Source organism: Bosea sp. (in: a-proteobacteria), assembly GCF_023953965.1.
In the GTDB taxonomy this organism is placed as follows: Bacteria; Pseudomonadota; Alphaproteobacteria; order Rhizobiales; family Beijerinckiaceae; genus Allobosea.
This window is the reverse complement of record NZ_JAMLIX010000002.1, coordinates 140,634-165,209: the sequence shown is the minus strand read 5'-3', so window position 1 is coordinate 165,209 and position 24,576 is coordinate 140,634. Positions and strand designations below refer to the sequence as shown.

The following is a 24,576-nucleotide window of genomic DNA, read 5'->3' as shown; positions in this document are numbered from 1 at the left end:
TTGCTTGGCGTCGCCCGCCGCACGCTAAACACCGCCCATGTGCGGACGCTATGCGATCACCCTGCCCCCGGAAGCCATGCGCGCGAGCTTCGGCTATCGCGAGCAACCGAATTTCCCGCCGCGCTACAACATCGCGCCGACGCAGCCCGTGCCCGTCATCCGGCCGCATGGAAGCGCGCGGCAGTTCCTGCTGATGCGCTGGGGCTTCATCCCCGGCTGGGTCAGGGACGCGAAGGATTTTCCGCTCGTCATCAACATCCGCGGCGAGAGCGCGGCCGAAAAACCCTCCTTCCGCAACGCGCTCGCGCGGCGGCGCTGCCTGATGCCGGCGGACGCCTTCTACGAGTGGCGGCGCAGCGGCACAGGCAAGCAGGCCCGCAACGACGCCTTCCTGTTCCGTCGGCCGGATCGTGGTTTCTTCGCCTTCGCCGCGCTGTGGGAGACCTGGTCCGCGCCCGACGGCTCGGAGATCGACACGGTCGCGATGCTGACCGGGCCGGCCAGCGGGCCGATGGCGGCGATCCACCATCGCGCTCCGATCATCCTCGCTGCGCACGACCACGACGCCTGGCTCGACCCCGGCGCGACGCCGCAGCAGACCCGGCGCCTCATCGAGCCGCCGCCGGACGATCTGCTCGAGATCGTCGCCATCGGCCCGGCGATCAACAAGGTGGCGAATGACGGGCCGGAGCTGCAGGAGCCGGCGAGCGCCGCCGCTCCGGCGGAGCCGGCGCGAAAAGTTGCGAAGCATCCGGAAGACGATCCGCAGGGCAGCCTGTTCTGAAAGAAAGCGGCGTCGCCCGAGCGAAGCGCGCCATACCGAACGAGGGAAGCACGGGGGACCACCCTGCCCTCCGGTAGAGGGCTAAGCGGCAGGCCGTTGGACGTTATCGCTGCGGCCTGACCGTTGCCGCGACGAGGAAATATGCAGCGGGCCCAAGGGCCTGCGCCTCTCGTTACAGGCGAGGGATTTCCGCGCGCGCCGTCATCGGTTTGACATGTACCTCGGATCGGAGTTCCTGCCGGTCTTCCGTCCCGACCGTGCAGCGAGTTATCCGCCCATGCTGACGATCCATGGCCCATGCCCCGATTCGCGCGACAGGCTGCGCCTCGGCACGCCCGGCGAGGATGGGGGCTTTCCCGACGACGCCGTCTGGATCGACATGCTCAGGCCGACGCCGGAGGAGGACAGGCGGGTCGAGCGCCATCTCGGCATCGAGATCCCGACCCGCGAGGAGATGCACGACCTCGAGCCCTCCGAGATCATCTATACCGAGAACGGCGCGCGCTACATGACCGCGCGCGTCATCTGCCAGTCCGAAACCATCGTGCCGCGGCTCGCCGACGTCACCTTCATCCTGACCGAGAAGGCGCTGGTGACGGTGCGCTACGACGAGCCGGGCGCCTTCGCCATCTTCCTCAACCGCGTCACAAGGCCCGGAGGCTGCGGCCAGCAGCCGGAAGCCGTGCTCGACGGGTTGATCGAGACCATCGTCGACCGCGCGGCGGAAGTGCTGCGCGGCGTCGGCGACCGGATCGACGTCGCCTCGCGGCGCGTCTTCGCCGGGCGCGGCCAGGATGTCGAGCGCGGCGGCGTCTATCAGGTCGTGATCCAGAAGATCGGCCAGTACGAGCACATCATCTCGAACGTCCGCGAGAGCATGGTCTCGGTCGAGCGCGTGTTGCTCTTCCTCTCGGCCAACTACACGAGGCCGAAGAAGGCCCAGACGGGGTTCTCGGCGGAGTGGCGCTCGGCGGTGCGCGACGTGCAGGCGATCGAGGAGCACGCCACCTTCCTCTCCAACAAGCTGCAATTCATGCTGGACGCGACGCTCGGCCTCGTCTCGATCGAGCAGAACAAGATCATCAAGCTGTTTTCGGTCGTCTCGGTCGCGCTGATGCCGCCGACGCTGATCGCCTCGATCTACGGCATGAACTTCAAGACCATGCCGGAGTTGGACTGGCAGCTGGGCTATCCCATGGCGATCGGGCTGATGATCCTGTTCGCGGTGCTGCCCTATCTGTATTTCCGCTGGAAGAAGTGGCTGTGAGGCGCGCGCCGTGAGCGATAGGTTGAAGGCCGGATGACCCAGCCGCAGATCCTTTCCATCCTTCTCGTCACCGGCATGATGGCGGGGTTCCTCTGGGGGCGGCTGCGCTATGACATCGTCGCGATGCTGGCGCTCACGCTCTCCGTCGTGCTCGGGCTGGTGCCGGCGGGCGACGCCTTCAAGGGCTTTTCGGACGACATCGTCATCATCGTCGGCAGCGCCCTCGTGCTCAGCGCAGCGGTGGCGCGCTCGCGCATCATCGAGCGGCTGTTCTCCAAGCTCGGCTCGGGGCTCACCTCGACGCAGCTCCAGCTGCCGCTGCTGGTCTTCGTCGTCGCGGTGATGTCGGCGATCATCAAGAACATCGGCGCGCTCGCGATGATGCTGCCGATCGCCTACCAGCTCGCCCGCAAGAGCGGGAAATCGCCCTCGATCTTCCTGATGCCGATGGCCTTCGCCTCACTGCTCGGCGGCATCGTCACGCTCGTCGGCACCTCGCCCAACGTCATCGTCGCCCGCGTCCGCCAGGAGCTCGGCGGCGAGCCGTTCCGCATGTTCGATTTCGCCCCCGTCGGGATCGTCGTGGCAGTTGCCGGCTGCCTTTTCCTCTGCGTCGGCTACCGCCTGCTGCCGCGCGACCGGCGCGGGGCGGTCTCGCTCGACCAGGCGATCGACATCAAGGATTACCTGACCGAGGCGAGGCTGCGCGAGAAATCGCCGCTCGCCGGCAAGGCGGTGGCGGATCTGAAGGCGATCGGCGGCAACGCCATCGAGATCGTCTCGATCCTGCGCGAGGAGCGCCGCGTCCAGGCGCCGCTTCCCGATGCCAGCCTGCGCGCCGGCGACATCCTGCTCCTGCGCGGCGACGCCGCCGTGCTGGAGCGGGTCGTCGCCGAAGGCGGGCTCGATCTCGTCGGCAAGGACCGGCCGACGCAGAAAGAGGACGCGCTCGATCCCGATCGCATCGCCGAGGCGATCATCGGCCCGGATTCGACGCTGATCGGCCAGTCGGCCGGCGACATGGCGCTGCACGCCCGCTTCGGCGTCAACATGATCGCGATCAGCCGCTCCGGCGAGCGCTTCAGCCAGAGGCTGCGCGACATCCGCCTCCGGGCCGGGGACATCGTCGTCATCCAGGGCGACGAGAAGCTCCTGGCCGAAAAGCTCTCCGGGCTCGGCCTCTTGCCGCTGGCCGACCGGCTGGTGCCGCTCGGCTCGACGCGCCGCGCCGTGCTGACCGCGACGATCGCGCTCGGGACGATCGTCGCGCTCGCCGCGGGGCTGGCGCCGGTGCCCTTCGTCTTCTTCACCGCGGCGGTGCTGCTGATCGCGTTGCGCTGCGTGCCGCTGCGCGAGGCCTACCGCAACATCGACGCGCCGATCCTGGTGATGCTGGCGGCGCTGATCCCGGTCTCCGATTCGCTGCGCACGACCGGCACCACCGATCTCTTCGCCTCCTGGCTCGCGACGATCGGCGGCGGGCTGCCGGGCTGGGCCGCGCTCGCGCTGATCCTGGTGGCGGCGATGGCGGTGACGCCCTTCCTCAACAATGCCGCGACGGTGCTGATCATGGCGCCGATCGGCGCCGGCTTCGCCAAAAACCTCGGCTACAACCCCGACGCCTTCCTGATGGCGGTGGCGATCGGCGCGGCCTGCGACTTCCTCACCCCGATCGGCCACCAGTGCAACACGCTGGTGATGGGGCCGGGCGGCTATCGCTTCAGCGATTATGCCCGGCTCGGCGCGCCGCTCTCGGTGCTGGTCATCCTGCTCGCTGTGCCGATGATCCTGCTGGTCTGGCCGTTGCGTTAAAGCCAGCCATTGCGCCTGAAGCGCCAGTACAGCACGGCGCAGGAGATCACGATCACGGCCAGCACCCCGTAATAGCCGTAAGCCAGCTCGAGCTCCGGCATGTTCCTGAAGTTCATGCCGTAGATGCCGGCGACCGCGGTCGGCACGGCGAGGATGGCGGCCCAGGAGGCGAGGCGCTTGGTGATCGCGTTCTCCTGGCTCTGGCCGACGAGCAGGCTCGCCTCGAAGGCGAAGGCCAGGACCTCGCGCAGGCTGTCGATCTTCTCCTGCACGGTGCGGACATGGTCGGTCACGTCGCGGAACATCGGGGCGAGCGTCGGCCTGACCTGCGGGACGGTGCCGTTCATCAGCCGCTGGCAGACGTCGACCAGCGGCGCGACCGCGTTGCGCAGGCGCAGAAGGTCACGGCGCAGCATGTAGAGCCGCTCGATATCGGCGCGCGCCATCGGCTTGGCGAGGACCTTGTCCTCGATCGCCTCGACCTCGTCGTGGATCGCTTCCAGCACCGGCATGTAGTTGTCGACGATGAAGTCGAGGATGGCATAGAGAATGAAATCCTCGCCCTTCGCCAGCGAGGTCGGGCAGGTCTCCCAATGCTGCCGGACCGAGGTGTAGGAGGTCGAGGCGCCGTGCCGCACGCTGACGAGATAGCCGCGGCCGACGAAGAGATGCGTTTCGCCGAAGGTGATGCGCCCGTCGATCAGCTGGGCCGTGCGGGCGACGACGAAAAGCGCGTCGCCATATTGCTCGAGCTTGGGCCGCTGATGCGCGTTGGTGGCGTCCTCGACCGCGAGCGGGTGCAGGTTGAACTGCTCCTGCACGCAGCCGAGCAGCTCGGGCTCGGGCTCGAACAGCCCGATCCAGACGACATGGTCGTCCTTGCGCGCCCATTCCCCGGCATCCGTGACCGGGATGTCGGCGATGCGCACGCCATCGACATAGACACCGGACGCGACGACGCCGGCCGCATGGGCCTGGCCCTGTTCGGCGGCGGGAGCGGGGAGCTGTTGCGGCGCCGCGACGGCGGCGAGCCTGATAGGTGAGACGGACATCCGGCCACTCGTCGCGCGCGGGATCGTCGGCGCAGGCTAGAACCGTTCCGCCGTCGTGGAAACCGTTTTTGCAGGCAGGCTGTTACGAAGCCATGACAGTAGCCATGACCTCATTCAGCGCCGCGCCGTCGCGCTCGAGCCAGCCTGGAACCGGCAGGCCCTTGGAGCGCAGGAAATCCGGGTTGAACAGCTTCGACTGGTAGCGCGTGCCGTAATCGGCGAGCACGGTCACGATGGTGTGGCCGGGGCCCATCTGCCGTGCCAGCCGGATCGCGCCGGCGACGTTGATGCCCGACGAGCCGCCCAGGCACAGGCCCTCATGCTCGAGTAGGTCGAAGACGATCTCGACCGCTTCCGCATCCGGGATCTGGAAGGCGGTGTCGATCGGCGCATCCACGAGATTGGCGGTGATCCGGCCCTGGCCGATGCCCTCGGTGATCGAGGAGCCCTCGGCCTTCAGCACCCCGCCGGTGTAGTAGGAATAGAGCGCAGCCCCCATCGGATCGGAAAGCCCGATCGTGACCTTCGGATCGCGCGCCTTCAGCGCCATGCCGATGCCGGCGAGCGTCCCGCCCGAGCCGACCGCGCAGATGAAGCCGTCGACCTTGCCCGCCGTTTGCTCCCAGATCTCGGGACCGGTCGTATCGATATGGGCCTGCCGGTTGGCGGTGTTGTCGAACTGGTTCGCCCAGACCGCGCCGTTCGGCTCGGTCTTCGCCAGGGCTTCGGCGAGCCGGCCGGAAACCTTCACATAGTTGTTGGGGTTGGCGTAGGGCACGGCCGGCACCTCGACCAGCGTCGCGCCGGCGAGCCGCAGCATGTCCTTCTTCTCCTGGCTCTGCGTCTGCGGGATCACGATCACCGAGCGATAGCCCAGCGCATTGCCGACGAGCGCGATGCCGATGCCGGTATTGCCGGCCGTGCCCTCGACGATGACGCCGCCCGGCCTGAGAAGCCCCCTGGCCTCGGCGTCGCGGATGATCCCGAACGCGGCGCGGTCCTTCACCGACTGGCCGGGATTCATGAACTCGGCCTTGCCGAGGATGGTGCAGCCGGTTTCCGCAGAGGCGCGCCGGAGCTTGATGAGCGGGGTGTTGCCGATGGCTTCGATGACGCCGTCGCGGATGGTCATGGCCGGATTTCCCAATTTCGTCCCGACCTGATAGGCGAAAGAGCCTCAGCGGTCACCAGCGGGCGGGCCTCGCACCCCGAGTTCGGAACAATGCCAGTCGCCAAGCGCCAGCCGGGAGAAAAGTCTTCTCCGCAGCTCGCCATGAACGAAATTCTCACCGTCGACCGTCTCGGCCAGCGCGGCGACGGCATCGCCGAGGCGCCGTCCGGGAGCGTCTTCATCCCCTATGCCTTGCCGGGCGAGACGGTGCGTGCCGTCGTCGACGGCGAGCGCGGCGGGCTTGTCGAGATCATCGTCCCGTCCGAATCGCGCATCGCCGCGATCTGCCCGCTCTTCACCCGCTGCGGCGGCTGCGCCGCCCAGCACATGGCGCCCGGCCTCTATCGCGAATGGAAGCGCCGGCAGGTCGTCACCGCGCTGGAGCGCGCCGGCATCGCGGCACCCGTGGCCGAGCTGGTCGATGCCCATGGCGCCGGGCGCCGGCGCGTCACCTTCCACGCCCGCCGCGAAGGCGAGGCGATGGTCGTCGGCTTCATGGCGGCGCGCAGCCACGACCTGATCGCGGTCGAGCATTGTCCGGTGCTGGCGCCGGGCCTCGCGCGCGCGCCCGTGGTCGCCGGGATGCTGGCGAGCCGCATGGGCGGTACCGGCAAGCCGCTCGACATCCAGATCACCGCCTCCGAGGCCGGGCTCGATGTCGACATCCGCGGCCATGGCCCGCTCGGCGACAGGCTCAGGCTCGCTTTGACGCAGCTTGCCGAGCGGCTCGATCTCGCAAGGCTCGCCAACCATGGCGAGATCGTCGTCGAGCGCCGCCCGCCCTTGCAGCGCATGGGCCGGGCGCTGGTCTCGCCCGCGCCCGGCGGCTTCCTCCAGGCGACGGCGCTGGGCGAGGAGACCCTGGCGGGGATCGTCATGGCGGCGCTGCCGAGGGGTAAGCGTGCCGCCGATCTCTTCGCCGGCTGCGGCCCCTTCGGCTTTCGCCTCGCCGAGCGCATGCAGGTCACGGCCGTCGAGAGCGACAAGGCGGCGATGCTGGCGCTGGCGAGGGCTGCGGGCGCGACGCAGGGGTTGAAGCCGATCGTGACCGAGACCCGCGACCTCTTCCGCCGTCCGCTGCTGGAGCATGAGCTCGGCGCCTTCCACGTCGTCGTGCTCGATCCGCCCCGCGCGGGCGCGGAGGCGCAGGCGAAGCGGCTGGCGGCCTCGAAGGTCAGGGACGTGATCTATGTCTCCTGCGATGCGGGAAGCTTCGCGCGCGACGCCGCGACGCTGGTTGCGGGCGGATATGCGCTGGAGGCCGTGACGCCGGTCGACCAGTTCCGCTATTCCGCTCATGTCGAGCTCGTCGGTGTGTTCCGGCGCGGCAGCAAGGGCTGAGGGGCAAGGCTTCAGGATGAGCGCAATTCTCGATCGCATGGCCGGCATCGTCGGCGTGAGGAACATCGTCGCCGATGCCGACGCGATGGTGCCCTATCTCAAGGAATGGCGCGATCTCTTCCGCGGCAAGGCGCAAGGCATCGTCCGCCCCGGCTCGACCGCCGAGGTGGCGGAACTGGTGAAGCTCGCGGCCGAGACCGGCACGGCGCTGGTGCCGCAGGGCGGCAATACCGGCCTCGTCGGCGGCCAGATCCCGACCGCCGAGGGCCGGGAGGTCATCCTCTGCCTGCAGCGCCTGGACAAGGTCCGCGCCGTCGATGTCGAGGGCGACACCATGGTGGTCGAGGCCGGCGTCACGCTGAAGCGCGCCCAGGAGGCGGCGGAGGAGGCAGGGCGCCTGTTCCCGCTCTCGCTCGCCTCGGAAGGCTCCTGCACCATCGGCGGCAACCTCTCGACCAATGCCGGCGGCACCGCCGTGCTGGCCTATGGCAATGCGCGCGATCTCTGCATGGGGCTCGAGGTCGTGCTGCCGGACGGGCGGATCTGGAACGGCTTGCGGCAACTGCGCAAGGACAACACCGGCTACGACCTGAAGAACCTCTTCATCGGCGCCGAGGGCACGCTCGGCATCATCACGGCGGCGGTCTTGAAGCTCTTTCCGTCGCCCGCGGCGCGCGCCACCGCCTTCCTCGCCGTGCCCGATCCCGCCGCCGCGCTCGCGCTGCTCAATGCCGCCAGGGCCGGCGCCGGCGGCACGCTCACCACCTTCGAGCTGATGCCGCGCATCGGGCTGGAATTCGTGCTGCGCCATGCCTCCGGCGCGCGCGATCCGCTGTCGGAGCCGTCGCCCTGGTATGTCCTGATGGAGGTCTCCGCCCAGAGCGCCGCCGGGCTCGACCAGCATGTCGAAGCCTTCCTCGGCGAGGCGCTGGAGCAGGGCATCGTCACCGATGCCGCGCTCGCCGGCTCGCTTTCCCAGCGCGCCGATTTCTGGAAGCTGCGCGAGATGATGTCCGAGGTGCAGATCCACGAGGGCGGCTCGATCAAGCACGACGTTTCGGTGCCGGTTCACCTCACGCCGGAATTCCTGAAGCGGGCGATCGCCGTGGTCGAGGCGATGGTGCCGGGCTGCCGGCCGGTGCCCTTCGGCCATCTCGGCGACGGCAACATCCATTTCAACGTCAGCCAGCCGGTGGGCGCCGACAAGGCGGCCTATCTCGCGCGCTGGAGCGCGATGAACGAGGCGGTCCACGCCATCGTGACCGAGCTCAAGGGCTCGATCTCGGCCGAGCACGGCATCGGCCGCCTGAAGCGCGACCTGCTGCCGGGCGTCAAGGACGAGGTCGAGCTCGACCTGATGCGCACGATCAAGCAGACGCTCGACCCGAAGGGCATCCTGAACCCGGGCGCGGTGCTGGCGACGGAATAGCCGGCTGGTGCAGCGTTCGTTACCTCAAACCCCGCCCTTCACGCCCTGCGGCGGCAGGCTGTCGGCCGGGACGAAGAAATCCGGCATCAGCGGCACGGACGGGTCGACGCGATAGGGCGTGAAATCGGTGACGCCCTCACCGGCCAGGAAGCTGTCGTCGATCAGGAAGTTGCCGGAGAAGGCGCGCGACGGCTTCGAGAACACCCTGCAGGCCGCATCGGCCAGGATCTCGGGCGTGCGGCTCGCCTGCACCATCCTGTCGCCGCCGAGCAGGTTCTTCACGGCGGCGGTGGCGATCGTCGTTCGCGGCCAGAGCGCGTTGACGGCGATGCCCTTGGCCGCGAGCTCGCCGGCCAGCCCCAGCACGCACAGGCTCATGCCGTATTTGGCGATGGAATAGGCCAGATGCGGCGCAAACCACTGCGTCTTCATGTCGAGCGGCGGCGACAGCATCAGGATATGCGGGTTTTCCGCCTTCTCCAGATGCGGAACGGCATATTTCGAGACCATGAAGGTGCCGCGCGTGTTGACCTGATGCATCAGGTCGAAGCGCTTCATCTCGGTCGCCTGCGTATTGGTGAGCTGGATCGCGCTGGCGTTGTTCACGACGATATCGATGCCGCCGAAGGTCTCGGCCGTCTTCGCGATCGCCTGCGCCACGCTCTCCTCGTCGCGGACATCGACCGCGAGCGGCAGGCATTTGCCGCCGGCCGCCTCGATCTCGCTGGCGGCGCTGTAGATCGTGCCCGGGAGCTTCGGATGCGGCGCGGCGGTCTTGGCGGCGATGGCGACGTTGGCGCCGTCGCGCGCGGCCCTCAGCGCGATCGCAAGCCCGATGCCGCGCGAGCCGCCGGTGATGAAGAGCGTCTTACCCTGAAGCGACATCGCCGCCTCCCTGGTCGGTCGTGATGAGGTAGCGGCCCGGCTGCGAGCCATCCTTGTCGGTGAAGCCGTATTCGCGCGCGAGATCGGCGACATGGAGGATCCGGCCGGCATGGCGCGCGACCTCAAGGTCGGCTGCGAGCGCAGCGACGGCGCGGCCGGCATAGAGCGGCGTCTCGGTGGCCTCGTGGCCAAGCCCGGCGTCACGGACGCGCTCGGTCAGGACATGGCCGGGCGATAAGCCCAGCGCGGTGACGCCGAAGGGCTTCAACTCCTCAGCCATCGCGAAGCTCAGCCGGTTCATCGCCGCCGTGGCGAGATCGTAGAAGGCATCGCCGAGATAGGCGCCGCCCATGTCGAAGCTCAAGCCGACGATGAGGCCGGAGCGCATCTGCGCCATCGCCGGCGCGACGGCCCGCGCCAGCAGGAGCTGGGCATAGACGCCGCTCTCGAAGCATTGGCCGAGCCTCGCGACCGGGCGGCGCCAGAACGGCGTGCCGAAGCCGGAGCCGTCGGGATAGCGCTCGCCGTCATAGCCCTCGTTGCCGCCCCAGACCGCATCGACGACGCAGTCGAGCCGGCCGAAGCGGCGCAGGGCCCAGGCGACGAGGCGGTCGACCTCGCGCTCGCTGGTGTGGTCGCAGCGGTAGGGATAGCCCTTGCCGCCGGCGGCCTCGACCTCGCGCGCCGTATCTTCGAAGGTCTCGGGCCGCTGGTCGGTGCGCGGGCCGGCCTCGCTGGAACGGCCGGTGACGACGACGGTCGCTCCCGCCTCGCCCAGCGCCCTGGCGATGCCGCGTCCGAGCCCGCGCGAGGCCCCGGCGACGAGGCAGATGCGGCCGGCGAGCGGAGGCGCGCCCTCGCTCATGCCGAAAAGACCGCGGCTGCATCGGTGACGGCGCCGGCGCCTTCCATCACCGTCAGCGCGAGCGCCGGCGCCTCGGTCGCAAGGCATTCGGCATGGAAGCGGGCGGTGGCGAGATCGGCTTGCGAACGCGTCGCGAGCGCCTTCCTCGCCAGCCCCGTGCCGCCCTCGGCCAGGGCGAAGAGCTTCAGATAGGGCGTCGCGCCCGCCAGCACCTCGGGCAGGCCGGCCGCCAGCAGCCATTCCGTCGCGCGCTCCAGCGCCTCGACCGCGGCGCCAAGGCGGGTGGCGGCATGGCCGAGGCCGGGCGCATCGGCGCGCGCGACCTCGGCGACGATGCCGCGCATCCCGGCGATCAGCGCCCTGACCGCCTCGCCGCCGGACAGGGGCAATTTGCGGGTGACGAGATCGATCGCCTGGATGCCGTTGGTGCCCTCGTAGATCGCGGCGATACGGGCGTCGCGCAGATGCTGGGCGGCGCCTGTCTCCTCGATGTAGCCCATGCCGCCATGGACCTGGATGCCGGTCGAGGCGACCTCGATGCCGATATCGGTGGCATAGGCCTTGGCGACCGGGGTGAGGATCGCGGCGCGCTCGGCCGCCGCCCGGCGCTGACCTGCGTCGGTCTCGCGATGCGCGCGGTCGAGCGCTTCCGCCACCCGATAGCAGATCGCGCGCGCGGCTTGCGTCCTGGCGCGCATCTCCATCAGCATGCGGCGCACGTCCGGATGGACGATGATCGGGCTCATCGGGGCACCTTTCGGCGCGTCGAGCGCGGTGCCCTGCCGGCGCTCATGGGCGAAGGCAAGCGCCTGCTGACAGGCTCGCTCCGCGATCGCGACGCCCTGCAGGGCGACGTTGAGGCGGGCGTTGTTCATCATCGTGAACATGCAGGCGAGGCCGCGATTCTCCTCGCCGATCAGCCAGCCGATGGCGCCGCCCTTGTCCCCGAAGGCCATGGTGCAGGTCGGGGAAGCATGGATGCCGAGCTTGTGCTCCAGCCCCGCGCAGCGCAGGTCGTTATGGGCGCCCAGAGAGCCGTCGGCGTTCACCAGATATTTCGGCACGAGGAAGAGCGAGATGCCGCGCGTGCCGGCCGGCGCATCGGGCAGGCGCGCCAGCACGAGATGGACGATATTCTCCGTCAGGTCGTGCTCGCCATAGGTGATGAAGATCTTCTGGCCGGTGATGCGATAGGTGCCGTCGCCCGCGCGCTCGGCCTTCGCTCGCAGCGCGTTGAGATCGGAGCCGGCTTGCGGCTCCGTCAGGTTCATGGTGCCCATCCATTCGCCGGAGATAAGCTTCGCGAGATAGGTCTCCTTCAGATGCTCCGAGCCATGGGCGTAAAGCGCCTCGATCGCGCCGACCGTCAGCAGCGGGCCGAGCGCGAAGGCGAAGGCGGCCGCATTCCACATCTCGGTGCAGGCCGATTGCAGCAGGAGCGGCAGCCCCTGCCCGCCATAGGCTTGCGGCGCCGGCAGCGCGTTCCAGCCGGCCGCCGCCCAGGCTCGGTAAGCTTCCTTCCAGCCCGGCGCGGTGGTCACAGCGCCGTCCTTCAGCGTCGCGCCATGGACGTCGCCGACGCGATTCAGCGGCGCGATCACGTCGGCGGCGAAGCGCGCCGCCTCGTCGAGGACGGCTTGCGCGAGATCGCCCTCCAGCTCCGGCGCCAGCCCCTCCGCGATCAACCGATCGAGGCCGGCGACATGGCGCAGGGTCGCCAGCATGTCGGAGACCGGGGCGCGATAGCTCATGTTTCGTCTCTCCTCGCGATTCCAGCCCGCCCGAAAGACGGCCGCGGCGCGCTTTTGCCGTTGCCGCGATGGTAGCGAGGAACTATCGCCTATGCCATGCCGCCGAAGCCGGCCCTGGTTTCGAGGCTGCCCATCAGTTAGTTTATATATAAACCATATCTGGTCAATCCCAGCGTGAGCGAACCCGGCCCCGCCATCCGCCAGACGAAGCGGCTTTCCGCCGATGCCGCCGGCATCGCCGAGGCGGCGGCGCTGCTGCGGGCGGGCGGGCTCGTCGCGCTGCCGACGGAGACCGTCTACGGGCTTGCCGCCGATGCGACCTCCGGCAGCGCCGTCGCCGGCATCTATGCGGCCAAGGAGCGGCCGAGCTTCAACCCGCTGATCGCGCATCTGCCCGACCTCGCCGGCGCGCGCCGGCAGGGCCTGTTCGATGCGAACGCGCTTACGCTGGCGCAAGCCTTCTGGCCGGGCCCGCTGACGCTGGTCGTGCCGGCTTCGCCCGGCTGCACGGTCAGCGAGCTGGCGCGGGCGGGCCTCTCCTCGGTCGCGCTGCGCGTGCCCGTGCATCCGGTCGCGCAGGCGGTCCTCGCGGCGGCCGGGCGGCCGATCGCGGCCCCCTCCGCCAACCGCTCCGGCCGGATCAGCCCGACCAGCGCCCGGCATGTGCTCGCCGATCTCGAGGGACGCATCGACGCCGTGCTCGACGCCGGCCCGGCCGCGGTCGGCGTCGAATCGACCATCGTCGCCTGCCTCGACGGGGCGCCGCGCCTGCTCCGGCCCGGCGGCGTGCCGCGCGAGGCGATCGAGCATGTGCTCGGCCGCCCGCTGGTCATCGCGAGCGAAACCGGCCATGGGCCGATCGCACCCGGCATGCTCGCCTCGCATTACGCCCCGGCGGCGCGGATGCGGCTCGATGCCGACGCGCCACATGACGGCGAAGCCTGGCTCGGCTTCGGCCCCGAGGCGCGGGCGCACCCGGCCGCGCTCAACCTCAGCCCGGCGGGCGATCTCGGCGAGGCCGCCGCCAATCTGTTCGGGCATATGCGCCGGCTCGACGAGGCGGGGCATGCGGTCATCGCCGTCGCCCGCATTCCCGAGCAGGGGCTGGGCGAGGCGATCAACGACCGGCTGCGGCGGGCGGCAGCACCGCGTCAAACAGGAATTTGAATTCCTCCAGCTTGCATCCATGCAAGATATCGGCTTGCGTACCGGGAGGAGGACGTCTTGCCGATGAACGCCAAGCTCGCCTGGGACGATTTCCGGCTGATCAAGGCCATTGCCGATCATGACGGGCTGACCGGGGCGGCAGCCGCGCTCTCGGTCAATCATTCGACCGTGTTCCGCCGGCTCGGCCAGATCGAGGAGATCGTCGGCGTGCCGCTGTTCGAGCGGCGCAAGACCGGCTATGTCGCGACGGTGGCCGGGGCCGAGATGGCGGCGCTGGCCGGACGCATCGACGAGGACGTCACCGCCTTCGCGCGGCGCCTCGCCGGGCGCGACGTCGCGCCCTCGGGCGAATTGCGCATCACCACCACCGACACGCTCTACCAGAACGCGCTGCTGCCAGTCTTCGCGGCCTTCCGCCGGGCCAATCCGCTGATCCGGCTCGACGTCGTCGTCGGCAACCAGGCGCTGAACCTGTCGAAGCGCGACGCCGACATCGCCATCCGCGCCAGCGACACGCCGGGCGAGACGCTGGTCGGGCGGCGCATCGCCACCATCGCCTGGGCGGTGTACGGCCGGGCCGAGGACGGCGTGAGCGAGGCGGAGAAGGCCGATCCCGCCCTGCTCTACCAGCGCGACTGGGTCGCGCTCGGCGACCAGCTCTCGCATCTGAAGGCGGCACGCTTCGTGCGCGAGCACGTCGCGCCGGAGCGGATCGCGCTCAGGAGCTCGGCCGTGCTCGGCATGGCCGAAGCCGTGGCGCAGGGCTTAGGCATCGGGCCGGTGCCGTGCTTCATCGCCGACCGGCGGCCGGACCTGATGCGGCTCCTGCCGCCACAGCCGGATTTCGCCACGGGCCTGTGGCTTCTGACCCACCCGGACATCCGCCATGTACCGCGCGTGCGGGCGTTCATGGATTTCTGCGGCGGCGAGCTCGCCCGGCAGCGCAGCCTGTTCGAGGGCAGACCCTAGACGGCGTGGACAGTTGACGGATCGCTCCCGGTCGACACCACCGCTGTCATTCCGGGGCGCGCCATAGGCGCGAAGCCCCGGAATGACGATCCTATGGCAAGTGTCCACACCCCGGATCGCCAGCCCATGAGCGCCTTTCGGTTCAGGCCGGCTGCGCCGCCTCGCGCGCGACCGGCCGCTCGACGATCGGCAGGTTGATCAGGGCGGAGGCGACGCCGAGCGCGACCGAAAGCCACCAGACGATCTGGTAGCTGCCCATGGTCTCGTAGAGCACGCCGCCGAGCCAGACGCCGAGGAAGCCGCCGAGCTGATGCGAGAAGAAGGCGAAGCCATAGAGCATCGCCATGTATTTCGTGCCGAACATCAGCATGACCAGCGAGGAGGTCGGCGGCACCGTCGAGAGCCAGAACAGGCCGATCACGACGCCGAAGGAAAGCGCCGTCGCCGGGCTCGCCGGCAACAGGATGAAGACGGTGATCGCCACCGCACGGCCGAAATAGATCCAGGCGAGCAGATAGCGCTTGGGCATCCGCGTCGAGAGCCAGCCCGAGGAGAACGAGCCAACGGCATTGGCGAGCCCGATCACGGCGAGCGTCCAGCCGCCGACCCAGACCGGCAGGCCGGCATCCTTCAGATAGGCCGGCATGTGCACGGTGATGAAGGCGAGCTGGAAGCCGCAGGTGAAGAAGCCGAGCACGAGCAGGACGTAGCTGCGATGCTTGAAGGCCTCGCCCAGCGCCTGCCGCACGGTCTGGTTGGGCAGGTTCGCCGCGGCGGCGGCGCCGCTCCGCGGCCCGCTCCGGCGCGTCGCCAGCACGAGGGAGATCGGCAGGATCGGCAGGAGCGCGAAGGCGAAGGCGGTGAGCGCCTGCTGCCAGCCCAGCGTGTCGATCAGGATGTTGCCGATCGGCGGGAACAGGAACTGGCCGAAGGAGCCGGCGGCCGTGGCGGCGCCGAAGGCCAGCGGCCGCCACCCGTCCGGCAGGAGCTTGCCGAAGGCGGCGAGAATGAGGCCGAACGAGCAGGCCGAGAGGCCGAAGCCGACCAGCACGCCGGCACCGAGATAAAGCTGCAGCGGGGTCGTCGCATGGGCCATGACGACGAGGCCGGCGGCATAGAGCAGCGCGCCGGCGCAGAGCACGCGCACCATGCCGTGGCGATCGGCGAGCGCGCCGGCGAAGGGCGCGCCCAGCCCCCAGAGCAGGTTCTGGATCGCCAGCGCCAGGCCGAAGATATCGCGGCCCCAGTGGAACTGGAGCGTCATCGGAATCTGGAACAGGCCGGCGCTCGCACGCGGCCCGAAGCTGATCAGCGCGATCGCGCAGCCGGCGGCGACGATGATCTCGGGGGCATGGCTGCGCGGCGGAGCGGACGTCATGGATCACTCCGAAGCGTCGGACGAGGGGCGGCAGATTATCGCCCTGCCGCCACGGCAACCAGCGCGATTTCGTGAGGCTCCGCATCACCGGCAAGCATGGGACGTACCTGCGTTAACCGGCGCTCAACCTTACCGGGGCGATAACGGTTTCGACGAAGGCATGCGGCCACCGCCGCGCCTTTCGTCGGGTCGGGACGGGTGTGTCGCTTTGAGTCATTGGCGTGTGCACAGGCATGGGCGCAAGCTGCGCCCGCTCGGCATCCGATGGGCCGCCGGCACCGTCGCGCCCTGGGCCCTGTCCGCCGGCCTGCTGATCTCCTTCACCGCCTCCGCCGGCCAGAATTTCGGGGCAAGCGGCCTGCCCTCCAGCACCGTCTGGCGGGTTGCGCCCGGCCCCGCCTCGGAACTCGCCGAAGGTCCTTCCATGCTGGTCGCGGCCAGCGCCTTCCGGCTGCCGGGCCTGGCGCTGACCTCGGCCATCGTCCAGGCGCGGCTTTCCTTCGAGGATCCGGAGCGCCGCATCGTCATCGATCCGCGCGCGCCGCGCGAGGAGATGAAGCGCGCGGCTTCAGGCTTTCCCGAGGTCGACCGCACGGCGAAAGGCGACATGCTGCCGAGCCTCAGGCCGGGGCTCACCGGAAACCCGGCGCTCGAGCTCGAGCGCGTGGTCTTCGGCGACACGCAGCCGAAGCTGATCTCGGGCGGCTTCTCGCTCGACGCGCTCAGCGCAGCGGAAGCCCCGGACGGGCCGCAGACCGGCTTCGAGCCCTATGCCGGCGACGAGGGCCTGACCGATCCGGCCTCGTCGGAATCCTCGCCCGTCTCGCTCAAGCCGAAGATCACCTCGGCGCGCCAGGGCGAGCTGCATCTGGAAAGCATCGACGGCTCCTCGCCCCTGGTCCCGCAGGCGAGCCAGCGCTCCTCCGCGACGCCGCTCGCCGGCTCGGTCACCGGCACGCTGACGCCGCCCGCCTGGCCGGCCCATGCCGCGCCCCAGCAGCAGCGCGGGCAGATCGCGCTCGTGCCGCCCCAGCGCGACCTGCGCCTCGCCCAGCCCGGCGTGAAACAGGATTATGCCGGGCTGATCGCGCCGGAGAACATGGCGAAGGAGCAGCGCTGCCTGGCGGAGGCGGTCTATTTCGAGGCGCGCTCGGAATCGCTGATGGGACAGGCGGCGGTGGCACAGGTGGTGCTCAACCGGGTCAAGAGCGGGCTCTATCCGGCGAGCGTCTGCGGCGTGGTCTACCAGAACAGCAACCGCTACCTCTCCTGCCAGTTCACCTTCACCTGCGAGGGCAAGTCGCTGCGCATCACCGAGCCCGCCGCCTGGCGCGACGCCGTCCGGATCGCGCGCGAGGTCTATGACGGCACGACCTACCTGCCCGATGTCGGCGCCTCGACCCATTATCATGCCAACTACGTCCGGCCGTACTGGGCGAAAAGGCTGAAAAAAATGGACACGATCGGCCAGCACGTCTTCTACAAGTTGCGGCCGGGCCAGAGCTGAGCGTCCCTCTACGGCCGCACCGTCATTGCTGCTGTCATCGGCGCGCGTTCGGATCGCTAAAATCCGCGCCTTTTCCTTCACCTGCCGGCAAGCTGCGTGAACGCCCGGCACGAGCCGGACTTGGTTAATTTTACCTTGTTTTCGTGTTTACCTTGCGTTCATCACTTCGAGCGGGCTTCCTGTCCCCAACGAACGGCGCCCGACGCCGGAACCGACAGGGCAAGTCCAACATGGTGCGCGTACTCTCCTCATCACGGATCATCGCAGCCTCCAGCCTCGCGACGGCACTGCTCTTCGCCGCCTCGGCCGCCGAGGCCGGCGGCTGCCGCGGCTCGGCCTGCTACAACCTCGTCACCACGCCGCCGGTCTTCGGCACCGTCGACGAGACCTATCAGGTCCGCCCGGCGCAGGTGCAGCGCCGCGTCATTCCGGCCGAATACGAGACCGTCACCGACACCGTGATGATAGCTCCCGAGCGCCGCATCCCCCACCATCGCGCCGCCGTCTACGAGACCGTGACCGAGAAGGTGATGATCGCGGCGGCCGGCCGCCGCTGGGAGGTGACGCGCGACGCCCGTGGCAACATGGTCGGCTGCTGGGTCGACGTGCCCGCCCGCTACGGATTCCAGAGCCGCCGCGTCGAGGTTTCCCCGGCCAGCATCGACTACGAGACGGTCCCCGCCGTCTACACCCAGCGCCAGCGCCAGGTGATGGTGCGTCCGACCCAGGTCGTGCGGGAGGAGATCCCCGCCGTCTACGAGACGCGCCAGCGCCAGGTGATGGTCAGCCCCGGCTCGCAGCATTGGGCCCCCGCCCGCCGCTGAGCGGACAGGACAAAAGTTTCACGCAGACCCTTTAGTTACCACGGAACGACCCACTTAGCCCCGGCCTCGCGCCGGGGTTTTTTCTTGGGCAGGTTTCCCGGGCGGGCCTTCAGGCGAAGTTGGCGCTGGCGAGGACGATGCAGACGCCGGCGACGAAGGCGAGGAAGCGGGCCGGCATGCCGACCAGCGTGCCCAGCGGGCGGCCCATCACATAGCCGAGGGCGAGCTCAACGAAGCCCAGCCCGATCAGCACGATGGCGAAAGGCGGCAGGGCGCCGTCGGTGGAGATGAAACCGGCGCTGACCCCGGAGGCGACCAGGGCGCCGAGGACGGCGCCCAGCACGATGAACAGGAGCTCGTTCCGCGACAGGCGCATCGGTCGCTCAGCGCCGGCGGAAGTTCTGGCGCGGGGGGCCGCCCGGCGCGGGGCCGGCGGTCTTTTGGCGGAAGTTGATGCGGCCGCGGTCGAGATCGTAGGGCGACATCTCGACGATGACGCGGTCGCCGGCGATGGTGCGGATGCGGTTCTTCTTCATCTTGCCGGCGGCATAGGCCAGGATGACGTGATCGTTGTCGAGCTTGACCCGGTAATTGCCGTCGGGAAGCACCTCGACCACGGTGCCGTCGAATTCGAGCAGTTCTTCTTTCGCCATCTGTCGTCCTTCGTGAGCCCTTGAGGCGCGTGGGCGGGCCGCCATCGGAGGGGCCCGCCCGGTTCTGGCCGATCGCGCGTCAGCGCGCGCGCCGCCGGGCGCCGTTGGTGCGTGGTTGCTGTGTTCTTTGCTGCAAGAACGCGACGCCGCCAAGCCCTTCTTTTGCGGAAACGCCGTCTTTTCGCTGCGTCGCGGCCTCTGGGCGCGGGCCGCGCTCGGGATGGCGCGGGCGCTCGTGACGCTCCTGCCGGGCGCCGCCATTGGCGGCGTGCGGACGCTGGCCGTTCTGCTCGGGCTTGCCGCCACGGGCCTGCGGCTGGCCGCGCCCGCCGCCGCGCCCGTTCTGCGGCGGCTTCTTCGGGGTGCGGCCGTCCCAATAGGGCACGGGGCCGATCGGGCTGATCGCGACCTTGGTCAGCTTCTCGATGGCCGCGAGATCGCCGCGCTCCTCCGGCGTGCAGAAGGCGATTGCCGTGCCGGCGGCACCGGCGCGCGCCGTGCGGCCGATGCGGTGGACATACGTTTCCGGCACGTTCGGCAGGTCGAAATTCACGACATGGCTGATGCCGTCGACATCGATGCCGCGCGCCGCGATGTCGGTGGCGACGAGGATACGCAAGTCGCCATCGCGGAAGGCGCCGAGCGCCCGCTCGCGCTGGCTCTGGCTCTTGTTGCCGTGGATCGCGGCCGCCTCGATGCCGGACTGGCCGAGCTGGCGCACGACCTTGTCGGCGCCGTGCTTGGTGCGGGTGAAGACGATGGCGCGCTCGAGCTCGGGCACGTTCAGCGTCTTCGCCAGCAGGGCCGGCTTGTCGCCGGGCTCGGTGAAGATCACGCGCTGGTCGATCTTCTCGGCGGTGGTCGCGACCGGCGCGACCGCGACCTCGACCGGGTCGGTGAGATAGGCGGAGGCGATCTCGCGGATCGGCTTCGGCATGGTCGCCGAGAAGAGCAGCGTCTGGCGCTCCTTCGGGATCAGGGTCGCGATGCGGCGCAGCGCGTGGATGAAGCCGAGGTCGAGCATCTGGTCGGCCTCGTCGAGGACGAGGAACTCGATCTCGCGCAGCGAGACGGCGCGCTGGTCGACGAGGTCGATCAGGCGGCCGGGCGTGGCGACGAGGATGTCGACCTTCTCGCCGAGCGCACGGATCTGCTTGCCGACCGGCACGCCGCCGAAGATCACCGTCGACTTCAGCGTGGTGAAGCGGGCGTAGGTGCTGATCGAGGCCTCGATCTGGGCCGAGAGCTCGCGTGTCGGCGACAGGATCAGCACGCGCACGGCGCGCGGCGAGACGCGGCGCGGCGTCGCCATCAGCCGATGCAGCATCGGCAGCGCGAAGGCCGCGGTCTTGCCGGTGCCGGTCTGGGCGGCGCCGAGCAGGTCGCGGCCTTCGAGAATATGGGGAATGGCCTGCGCCTGGATCGGCGTCGGCGTTTCATAGCCCTCGGCCGCGAGCGCCTTGAGAAGGGGCTCGGCGAGGCCGAGATCGGTAAATTTGGTCAAGAAGGGTCTTTCCGGACGCCGCGATGCGAGGGGCGCATGTGGGTTTCGGCTGCGCCGCAGGCTCGCATCCGGCCTGAATTCAAGATAGTCGGACCCGCCGGCGAACCGCTAGCCACAGCGCCGGCAGGCTTGTCGTGGACCGGGGCACCAGATCATCACGCGTCCTGTCGGACGCGATAACGATGATCTGCCTCATTGCTGGAGCATCGGATCTGTCCGAAAAGTGGATTCCACTTTTCGCATCCGATGCTCTCGGCGCTCCCGGTCGATTTCGGTATCGGCTTTAGGCGACGACGAGGTTGCCGGCCGAGGTCTTGCCGGTCTTGCGATCGGCGACGAGCTCGTAGGAGACGACCTGGCCGTCGCGAAGCTCGCGCAGGCCGGCGCGCTCGACGGCGCTGATGTGGACGAATACGTCCTGGCCGCCGTTCTCAGGGGTGATGAAGCCGTAGCCCTTGGTGGCGTTGAACCACTTCACGGTGCCCTTGTTCATTGAATAGAGTCCTTACGTTTCAGATCCGCGGCTGTCCTGGAACACGGCATGACGCGCGGACGCCTCGCCGTGACAATGTAGCGATGTGTGGTGGATCTGATTCGTGACCGCACGCCGGAAAACCGGCAAACGGAGGAGTGGCCAGAACCCGGCCGCATCTCGTCTTACATCGGTGCGCATAGCACGAAATGCAAGCGTGGTCCAGCAAGGGCGCTGACACGCGATCCGGGCGCCTCAGCCGTCCTTCGGCTTGATCGCGCCCAGCGCGGCCTGCGCCGCCGCCAGACGCGCGATCGGCACGCGGAAGGGCGAGCAGGAGACGTAGTCGAGGCCGACGCTCTCGCAGAAGCCGATCGAGGCCGGATCGCCGCCATGCTCGCCGCAGATGCCGAGCTTGATGTTGGCCCGTGCCTTGCGGCCGCGCTCGGCGGCGAGCCTGACCAGTTCGCCGACGCCGTCCTGGTCGATGGTGACGAAGGGGTCGGCCTCCAGGATGCCCTTGGCGGTGTAGGAGCCGAGGAAGGAGGAGGCGTCGTCGCGCGAGATGCCGAGCGTCGTCTGCGTCAGGTCGTTGGTGCCGAAGGAGAAGAACTCGGCGCTCCCGGCGATCTCGGCGGCGCGCAGCGCGGCGCGCGGCAGCTCGATCATGGTACCGACCTGATAGTCGATCTTCGTGCCGCTCTCCGCGATCACGGCGCTCGCCATGGCGTCGATCCGCGCCTTGACGAGATCGAGCTCGGGCTTGCCCATGACGAGCGGCACCATCACCTCCGGGATCACCGGCTTGCCGGTCTCCCTGGCGGCGATCACGGCCGCCTCGAAGATGGCGCGGGCCTGCATCTCGGCGATCTCCGGGAAGGCCACCGCGAGGCGGCAGCCGCGGAAGCCGAGCATCGGGTTGAACTCGTGCAGCTCGGCGGCGCGCTGCCTCAGCGCGTCGGGCGTGACGCCGAGCGCGGCGGCGACCTCGGCGATCTCCTTCTCGCCATGCGGCAGGAACTCGTGCAGCGGCGGATCGAGCAGGCGGATCGTCACCGGCAGCCCGCTCATGATGGTGAAGAGCTGGACGAAGTCCTGGCGCTGCATCGGCAGGAGCTTGGCCAGCGCGGCGCGGCGGCCCCTGTCGTCGGAAGAGAGGATCATCTCGCGCACCGACTGGATGCGGCTCTCGTCGAAGAACATGTGCTCGGTGCGGCACAAGCCGATGCCCTCGGCGCCGAATTCGCGCGCGGTGCGGGCGTCGTCGGGCGTCTCGGCATTGGCGCGGACCTTGAGGCGGCGGACCTTGTCGGCCCAGCCCATCAGCGTCGCGAACTCGCCGGAAAGCTCCGGCTTCTGCATCCTGACCTCGCCGAGCAGGACCTGGCCGTTGCCGCCGTCGATGGTGAGGACGTCGCCGGCCTTCAGCGTCGTCGGGCCGATCGCGAGCGTGCCCCTGGCGTAGTCGACGCGGATCTGGCCGGCGCCGGAGACGCAGGGCTTGCCCATGCCGCGCGCCACCACCGCCGCATGCGAGGTCATGCCGCCGCGCGTGGTCAGGATGCCCTCGGCGGCGTGCATGCCGTGGATGTCCTCAGGCGAGGTCTCGACGCGCACGAGGATGACCTTGCGGCCGGCCTTCTTCGCGGCTTCCGCATCGTCCGAGTTGAAGACGATCTCGCCGGCGGCGGCGCCGGGCGAGGCCGGCAGGCCGGTGGTCAGCACGCGCCGCTCGGCCTTGGGGTCGATCGTCGGGTGCAGGAGCTGGTCGAGCGCGGAAGGCTCGACGCGGCCGACCGCCTCCTCCTCCGAGATCAGCCCTTCGCTGGCGAGATCGACCGCGATCCTGAGCGCCGCCTTGGCGGTGCGCTTGCCGGAACGGGTCTGCAGCATCCAGAGCTTGCCCTCCTGGATGGTGAACTCCATGTCCTGCATGTCGCGATAGTGCTTCTCGAGGATGCCGTAGATGCGGCAGAGCTCCGCATAGGCTTCCGGCATCGCCGTCTCCATCGACGGCTTGTCGGAGCCCGCCTCCTTCTTCGCGGCCTCGGTGATGTCCTGCGGCGTGCGGATGCCGGCGACGACATCCTCGCCCTGGGCGTTGATCAGGAACTCGCCATAGAGCGCGTTCTCGCCGGTCGAGGGGTTGCGGGTGAAGGCGACGCCGGTCGCGGAGGTGTCGCCCATATTGCCGAACACCATCGACTGGACGTTGACCGCCGTGCCCCAGCTCGCAGGAATGGCGTTGAGCTCGCGGTACTTGATGGCGCGCGCGTTCATCCAAGAGGAGAAGACGGCGCCGACCGCGCCCCAGAGCTGCTTTTGCGGATCCTGCGGGAAGTCGGAGCCGAGCTCCTTCCGGACGATCTGCTTGTACTGGCCGACCAGATGCTTCCAGTCATCGGCTGAGAGATCGGTGTCGAGATGGTGGCCCTTGCGTTCCTTGTAGTCCTCCAGCGCCTCCTCGAAGAGGCCGTGGTCGATGTCGAGCACGACGTTGGAATACATGGTGATGAAGCGGCGGTAGCTGTCCCAGGCGAAGCGGGCGTCGCCCGAAGCCTTGGCCACCGCCTCGACCGTCTCGTCGTTAAGGCCGAGATTGAGGACGGTGTCCATCATGCCGGGCATCGAGGCGCGTGCGCCGGAGCGCACCGAGACGAGCAGCGGATTGGCGGCGTCGCCGAAGGTCTTGCCCGTCAGCCTGCCCATGCCGGCGAGCGCGGCCTTGACCTCGAGGTCGAGCTCGGCCGGGAACTCTTTGCCGTGGTCGTAATACCAGGTGCAGACCTCGGTGGTGATGGTGAAGCCGGGGGGTACGGGCAGGCCCAGATTGCTCATCTCGGCGAGGTTCGCGCCCTTGCCGCCGAGCAGGTTCTTCATGCCCGCCTCACCCTCGGCCTTGCCGTCGCCGAAGGTATAGACCCACTTCCCACCTGCCATCACATAGCCTCTTCTGTTCAGCCGGGCAGGGCAAACGCCGCGCCGGCGCGAAAGTTTCGTGCGTGTGCCGTCGATGACCCCCGGGTCACCGGCAGCGGGACGGGCCGGTCATGCCCAAAACGACATGAACAATCAATGAGCGCGTGCAGCATCGTTGATGCGGTGCAATAGCACTTGATCGCGACGTCGAGCCATACCCCTGTCATTCCGGGGCTTCGCGGAGCGAAGAACCCGGAACCCACGACTGGGGGTGGAACGATCCGGCACTTGCCCGCGCCGCTTCAAGCGTCCCTCTCACGCGCCGCCCGCGGCCAGCGCAGCGGCCAGGCGACGATGCGCTCGGTGATCTCCTCCTCCGGCATCTCGTCCTCGTTGGCGAAGACGCGGCCGCGCACGGAAATGCCGGCCGCGACCACCGTCTCCGGATCGCCTGAGACCAGCGGATGCCACCAGGGCAGGTCCTTGCCCTCGGCGACGAGGCGATAGGCGCAGCTCGGCGGCAGCCAGGGCAGCGTGCGGACCTCGTGCGGCGTCAGCGTCACGCAATCGGGCACCTTGAGCGAACGGTTCGGGTAGTCGCGGCAGCGGCAGGTGCCGGCATCGAACAGGCGGCAGCCGACATCGGTCGCGAAGATGCGGCCGGTATCCTCGTCCTCGAGCTTGACGAGGCAGCAGCGGCCGCAGCCGTCGCAGAGGGATTCCCATTGCTCGCGCGTCATCGTCTCCAGCGGCGTCGTACGCCAGAAGGGCTCGGCGGCTGCGGGTTTCACGGTCATGGCGGCCTTATGCGCCCCGCGGCGGCAAG

21 protein-coding genes are annotated in these 24,576 nt (G+C 69.2%); 9 read left to right on the top strand and 12 right to left on the bottom strand.

Going from position 1 to position 24,576, the window contains the following annotated elements; translation table 11 throughout:
- Positions 1-37 precede the first annotated feature (37 nt).
- The 3 genes from M9917_RS15735 (at position 38) to M9917_RS15725 (ending at position 3,863) form a co-directional block, all read left to right on the top strand.
- Positions 38-784: an SOS response-associated peptidase gene (locus M9917_RS15735; RefSeq protein ID WP_297255217.1), complete on the top strand. Its 747-nt coding sequence runs from the start codon at positions 38-40 to the stop codon at positions 782-784.
- A 277-nt stretch (positions 785-1,061) separates the two neighbouring features.
- Entirely contained in the window at positions 1,062-2,051 is a 990-nt protein-coding gene (locus M9917_RS15730) for a magnesium transporter CorA family protein (RefSeq protein ID WP_297255215.1), read from the top strand.
- A gap of 33 nt (positions 2,052-2,084) precedes the next feature.
- Positions 2,085-3,863, top strand: coding sequence for an SLC13 family permease (locus M9917_RS15725; RefSeq protein WP_297255213.1), 1,779 nt, complete (start codon positions 2,085-2,087; stop codon positions 3,861-3,863).
- Here the strand turns inward: M9917_RS15725 and corA are convergent.
- Both corA and M9917_RS15715 read right to left on the bottom strand, forming a co-directional pair.
- Positions 3,860-4,915: a magnesium/cobalt transporter CorA gene (gene corA, locus M9917_RS15720; protein ID WP_297255211.1), complete on the bottom strand. Its 1,056-nt coding sequence runs from the start codon at positions 4,913-4,915 to the stop codon at positions 3,860-3,862. The genes M9917_RS15725 and corA overlap by 4 nt on opposite strands.
- Positions 4,916-4,997: 82 nt before the next feature.
- The gene (locus M9917_RS15715) at positions 4,998-6,047 is read right to left on the bottom strand and encodes a cysteine synthase A (RefSeq protein WP_297255209.1); all 1,050 of its coding nucleotides are present in this window, start codon (positions 6,045-6,047) and stop codon (positions 4,998-5,000) included.
- Positions 6,048-6,188: 141 nt separating this feature from the next.
- Here M9917_RS15715 and M9917_RS15710 point away from each other — a divergent pair, with 141 nt between their 5' ends.
- Positions 6,189-7,427, top strand: a complete 1,239-nt coding sequence (locus tag M9917_RS15710; protein ID WP_297255207.1) for a class I SAM-dependent RNA methyltransferase — start codon at positions 6,189-6,191, stop codon at positions 7,425-7,427.
- A 16-nt stretch (positions 7,428-7,443) separates the two neighbouring features.
- Positions 7,444-8,856 carry an FAD-binding oxidoreductase gene (locus M9917_RS15705; RefSeq protein ID WP_297255205.1) on the top strand — a complete coding sequence of 471 codons (1,413 nt, stop codon included), beginning with the start codon at positions 7,444-7,446 and terminating at the stop codon, positions 8,854-8,856.
- Positions 8,857-8,880: 24 nt separating this feature from the next.
- Here M9917_RS15705 and M9917_RS15700 read toward each other — a convergent pair whose 3' ends face one another.
- From M9917_RS15700 to M9917_RS15690, 3 genes are read right to left on the bottom strand one after another with little or no spacing between them, the layout of a single operon-like run.
- Complete coding sequence (locus M9917_RS15700; protein ID WP_297255203.1) at positions 8,881-9,741, bottom strand: SDR family oxidoreductase; 861 nt, start codon at positions 9,739-9,741, stop codon at positions 8,881-8,883.
- Complete coding sequence (locus tag M9917_RS15695) at positions 9,725-10,606, bottom strand: SDR family NAD(P)-dependent oxidoreductase (RefSeq protein WP_297255202.1); 882 nt, start codon at positions 10,604-10,606, stop codon at positions 9,725-9,727. The genes M9917_RS15700 and M9917_RS15695 overlap by 17 nt, the downstream gene beginning before the upstream one ends.
- A complete protein-coding gene (locus M9917_RS15690; protein ID WP_297255200.1) occupies positions 10,603-12,357 on the bottom strand; it encodes an acyl-CoA dehydrogenase in 1,755 nt (584 codons plus the stop codon). Before M9917_RS15690 ends, M9917_RS15695 begins: the two co-directional genes overlap by 4 nt.
- Before the next feature lie 174 nt (positions 12,358-12,531).
- Between M9917_RS15690 and M9917_RS15685 the strand changes: the two genes are divergently transcribed.
- The gene (locus M9917_RS15685; RefSeq protein WP_297255198.1) at positions 12,532-13,524 is read left to right on the top strand and encodes an L-threonylcarbamoyladenylate synthase; all 993 of its coding nucleotides are present in this window, start codon (positions 12,532-12,534) and stop codon (positions 13,522-13,524) included.
- Positions 13,525-13,587: 63 nt separating this feature from the next.
- The gene (locus M9917_RS15680) at positions 13,588-14,493 is read left to right on the top strand and encodes a LysR family transcriptional regulator (RefSeq protein WP_297255196.1); all 906 of its coding nucleotides are present in this window, start codon (positions 13,588-13,590) and stop codon (positions 14,491-14,493) included.
- 142 nt (positions 14,494-14,635) lie between these two features.
- Here the strand turns inward: M9917_RS15680 and M9917_RS15675 are convergent, their stop codons facing one another.
- A complete protein-coding gene (locus M9917_RS15675) occupies positions 14,636-15,871 on the bottom strand; it encodes an MFS transporter (protein WP_297255195.1) in 1,236 nt (411 codons plus the stop codon).
- Positions 15,872-16,079: 208 nt separating this feature from the next.
- On the opposite strand from M9917_RS15675, the gene M9917_RS15670 reads away from it, so the two are divergent.
- Together M9917_RS15670 and M9917_RS15665 are read left to right on the top strand one after the other, a co-directional pair.
- Complete coding sequence (locus tag M9917_RS15670) at positions 16,080-17,378, top strand: cell wall hydrolase (protein WP_297255193.1); 1,299 nt, start codon at positions 16,080-16,082, stop codon at positions 17,376-17,378.
- A 230-nt stretch (positions 17,379-17,608) separates the two neighbouring features.
- Complete coding sequence (locus M9917_RS15665) at positions 17,609-18,202, top strand: hypothetical protein (RefSeq protein ID WP_297255191.1); 594 nt, start codon at positions 17,609-17,611, stop codon at positions 18,200-18,202.
- A 109-nt stretch (positions 18,203-18,311) separates the two neighbouring features.
- Here M9917_RS15665 and M9917_RS15660 read toward each other — a convergent pair whose 3' ends face one another.
- From M9917_RS15660 to M9917_RS15635, 6 genes are all read right to left on the bottom strand, one after another.
- Positions 18,312-18,578 carry a hypothetical protein gene (locus tag M9917_RS15660; RefSeq protein ID WP_297255189.1) on the bottom strand — a complete coding sequence of 89 codons (267 nt, stop codon included), beginning with the start codon at positions 18,576-18,578 and terminating at the stop codon, positions 18,312-18,314.
- 7 nt (positions 18,579-18,585) lie between these two features.
- Positions 18,586-18,855, bottom strand: coding sequence for a translation initiation factor IF-1 (infA, locus tag M9917_RS15655; protein WP_047578165.1), 270 nt, complete (start codon positions 18,853-18,855; stop codon positions 18,586-18,588).
- Positions 18,856-18,934: 79 nt separating this feature from the next.
- Positions 18,935-20,359, bottom strand: a complete 1,425-nt coding sequence (locus tag M9917_RS15650) for a DEAD/DEAH box helicase (RefSeq protein ID WP_297255183.1) — start codon at positions 20,357-20,359, stop codon at positions 18,935-18,937.
- Between the two features lie 283 nt (positions 20,360-20,642).
- Positions 20,643-20,852, bottom strand: a complete 210-nt coding sequence (locus M9917_RS15645; RefSeq protein ID WP_297255181.1) for a cold-shock protein — start codon at positions 20,850-20,852, stop codon at positions 20,643-20,645.
- Between the two features lie 234 nt (positions 20,853-21,086).
- Complete coding sequence (gene ppdK / locus M9917_RS15640; RefSeq protein WP_297255179.1) at positions 21,087-23,771, bottom strand: pyruvate, phosphate dikinase; 2,685 nt, start codon at positions 23,769-23,771, stop codon at positions 21,087-21,089.
- Positions 23,772-24,052: 281 nt separating this feature from the next.
- Positions 24,053-24,547: a YcgN family cysteine cluster protein gene (locus tag M9917_RS15635; protein ID WP_297255177.1), complete on the bottom strand. Its 495-nt coding sequence runs from the start codon at positions 24,545-24,547 to the stop codon at positions 24,053-24,055.
- Between the last annotated feature and the right edge of the window lie 29 nt (positions 24,548-24,576).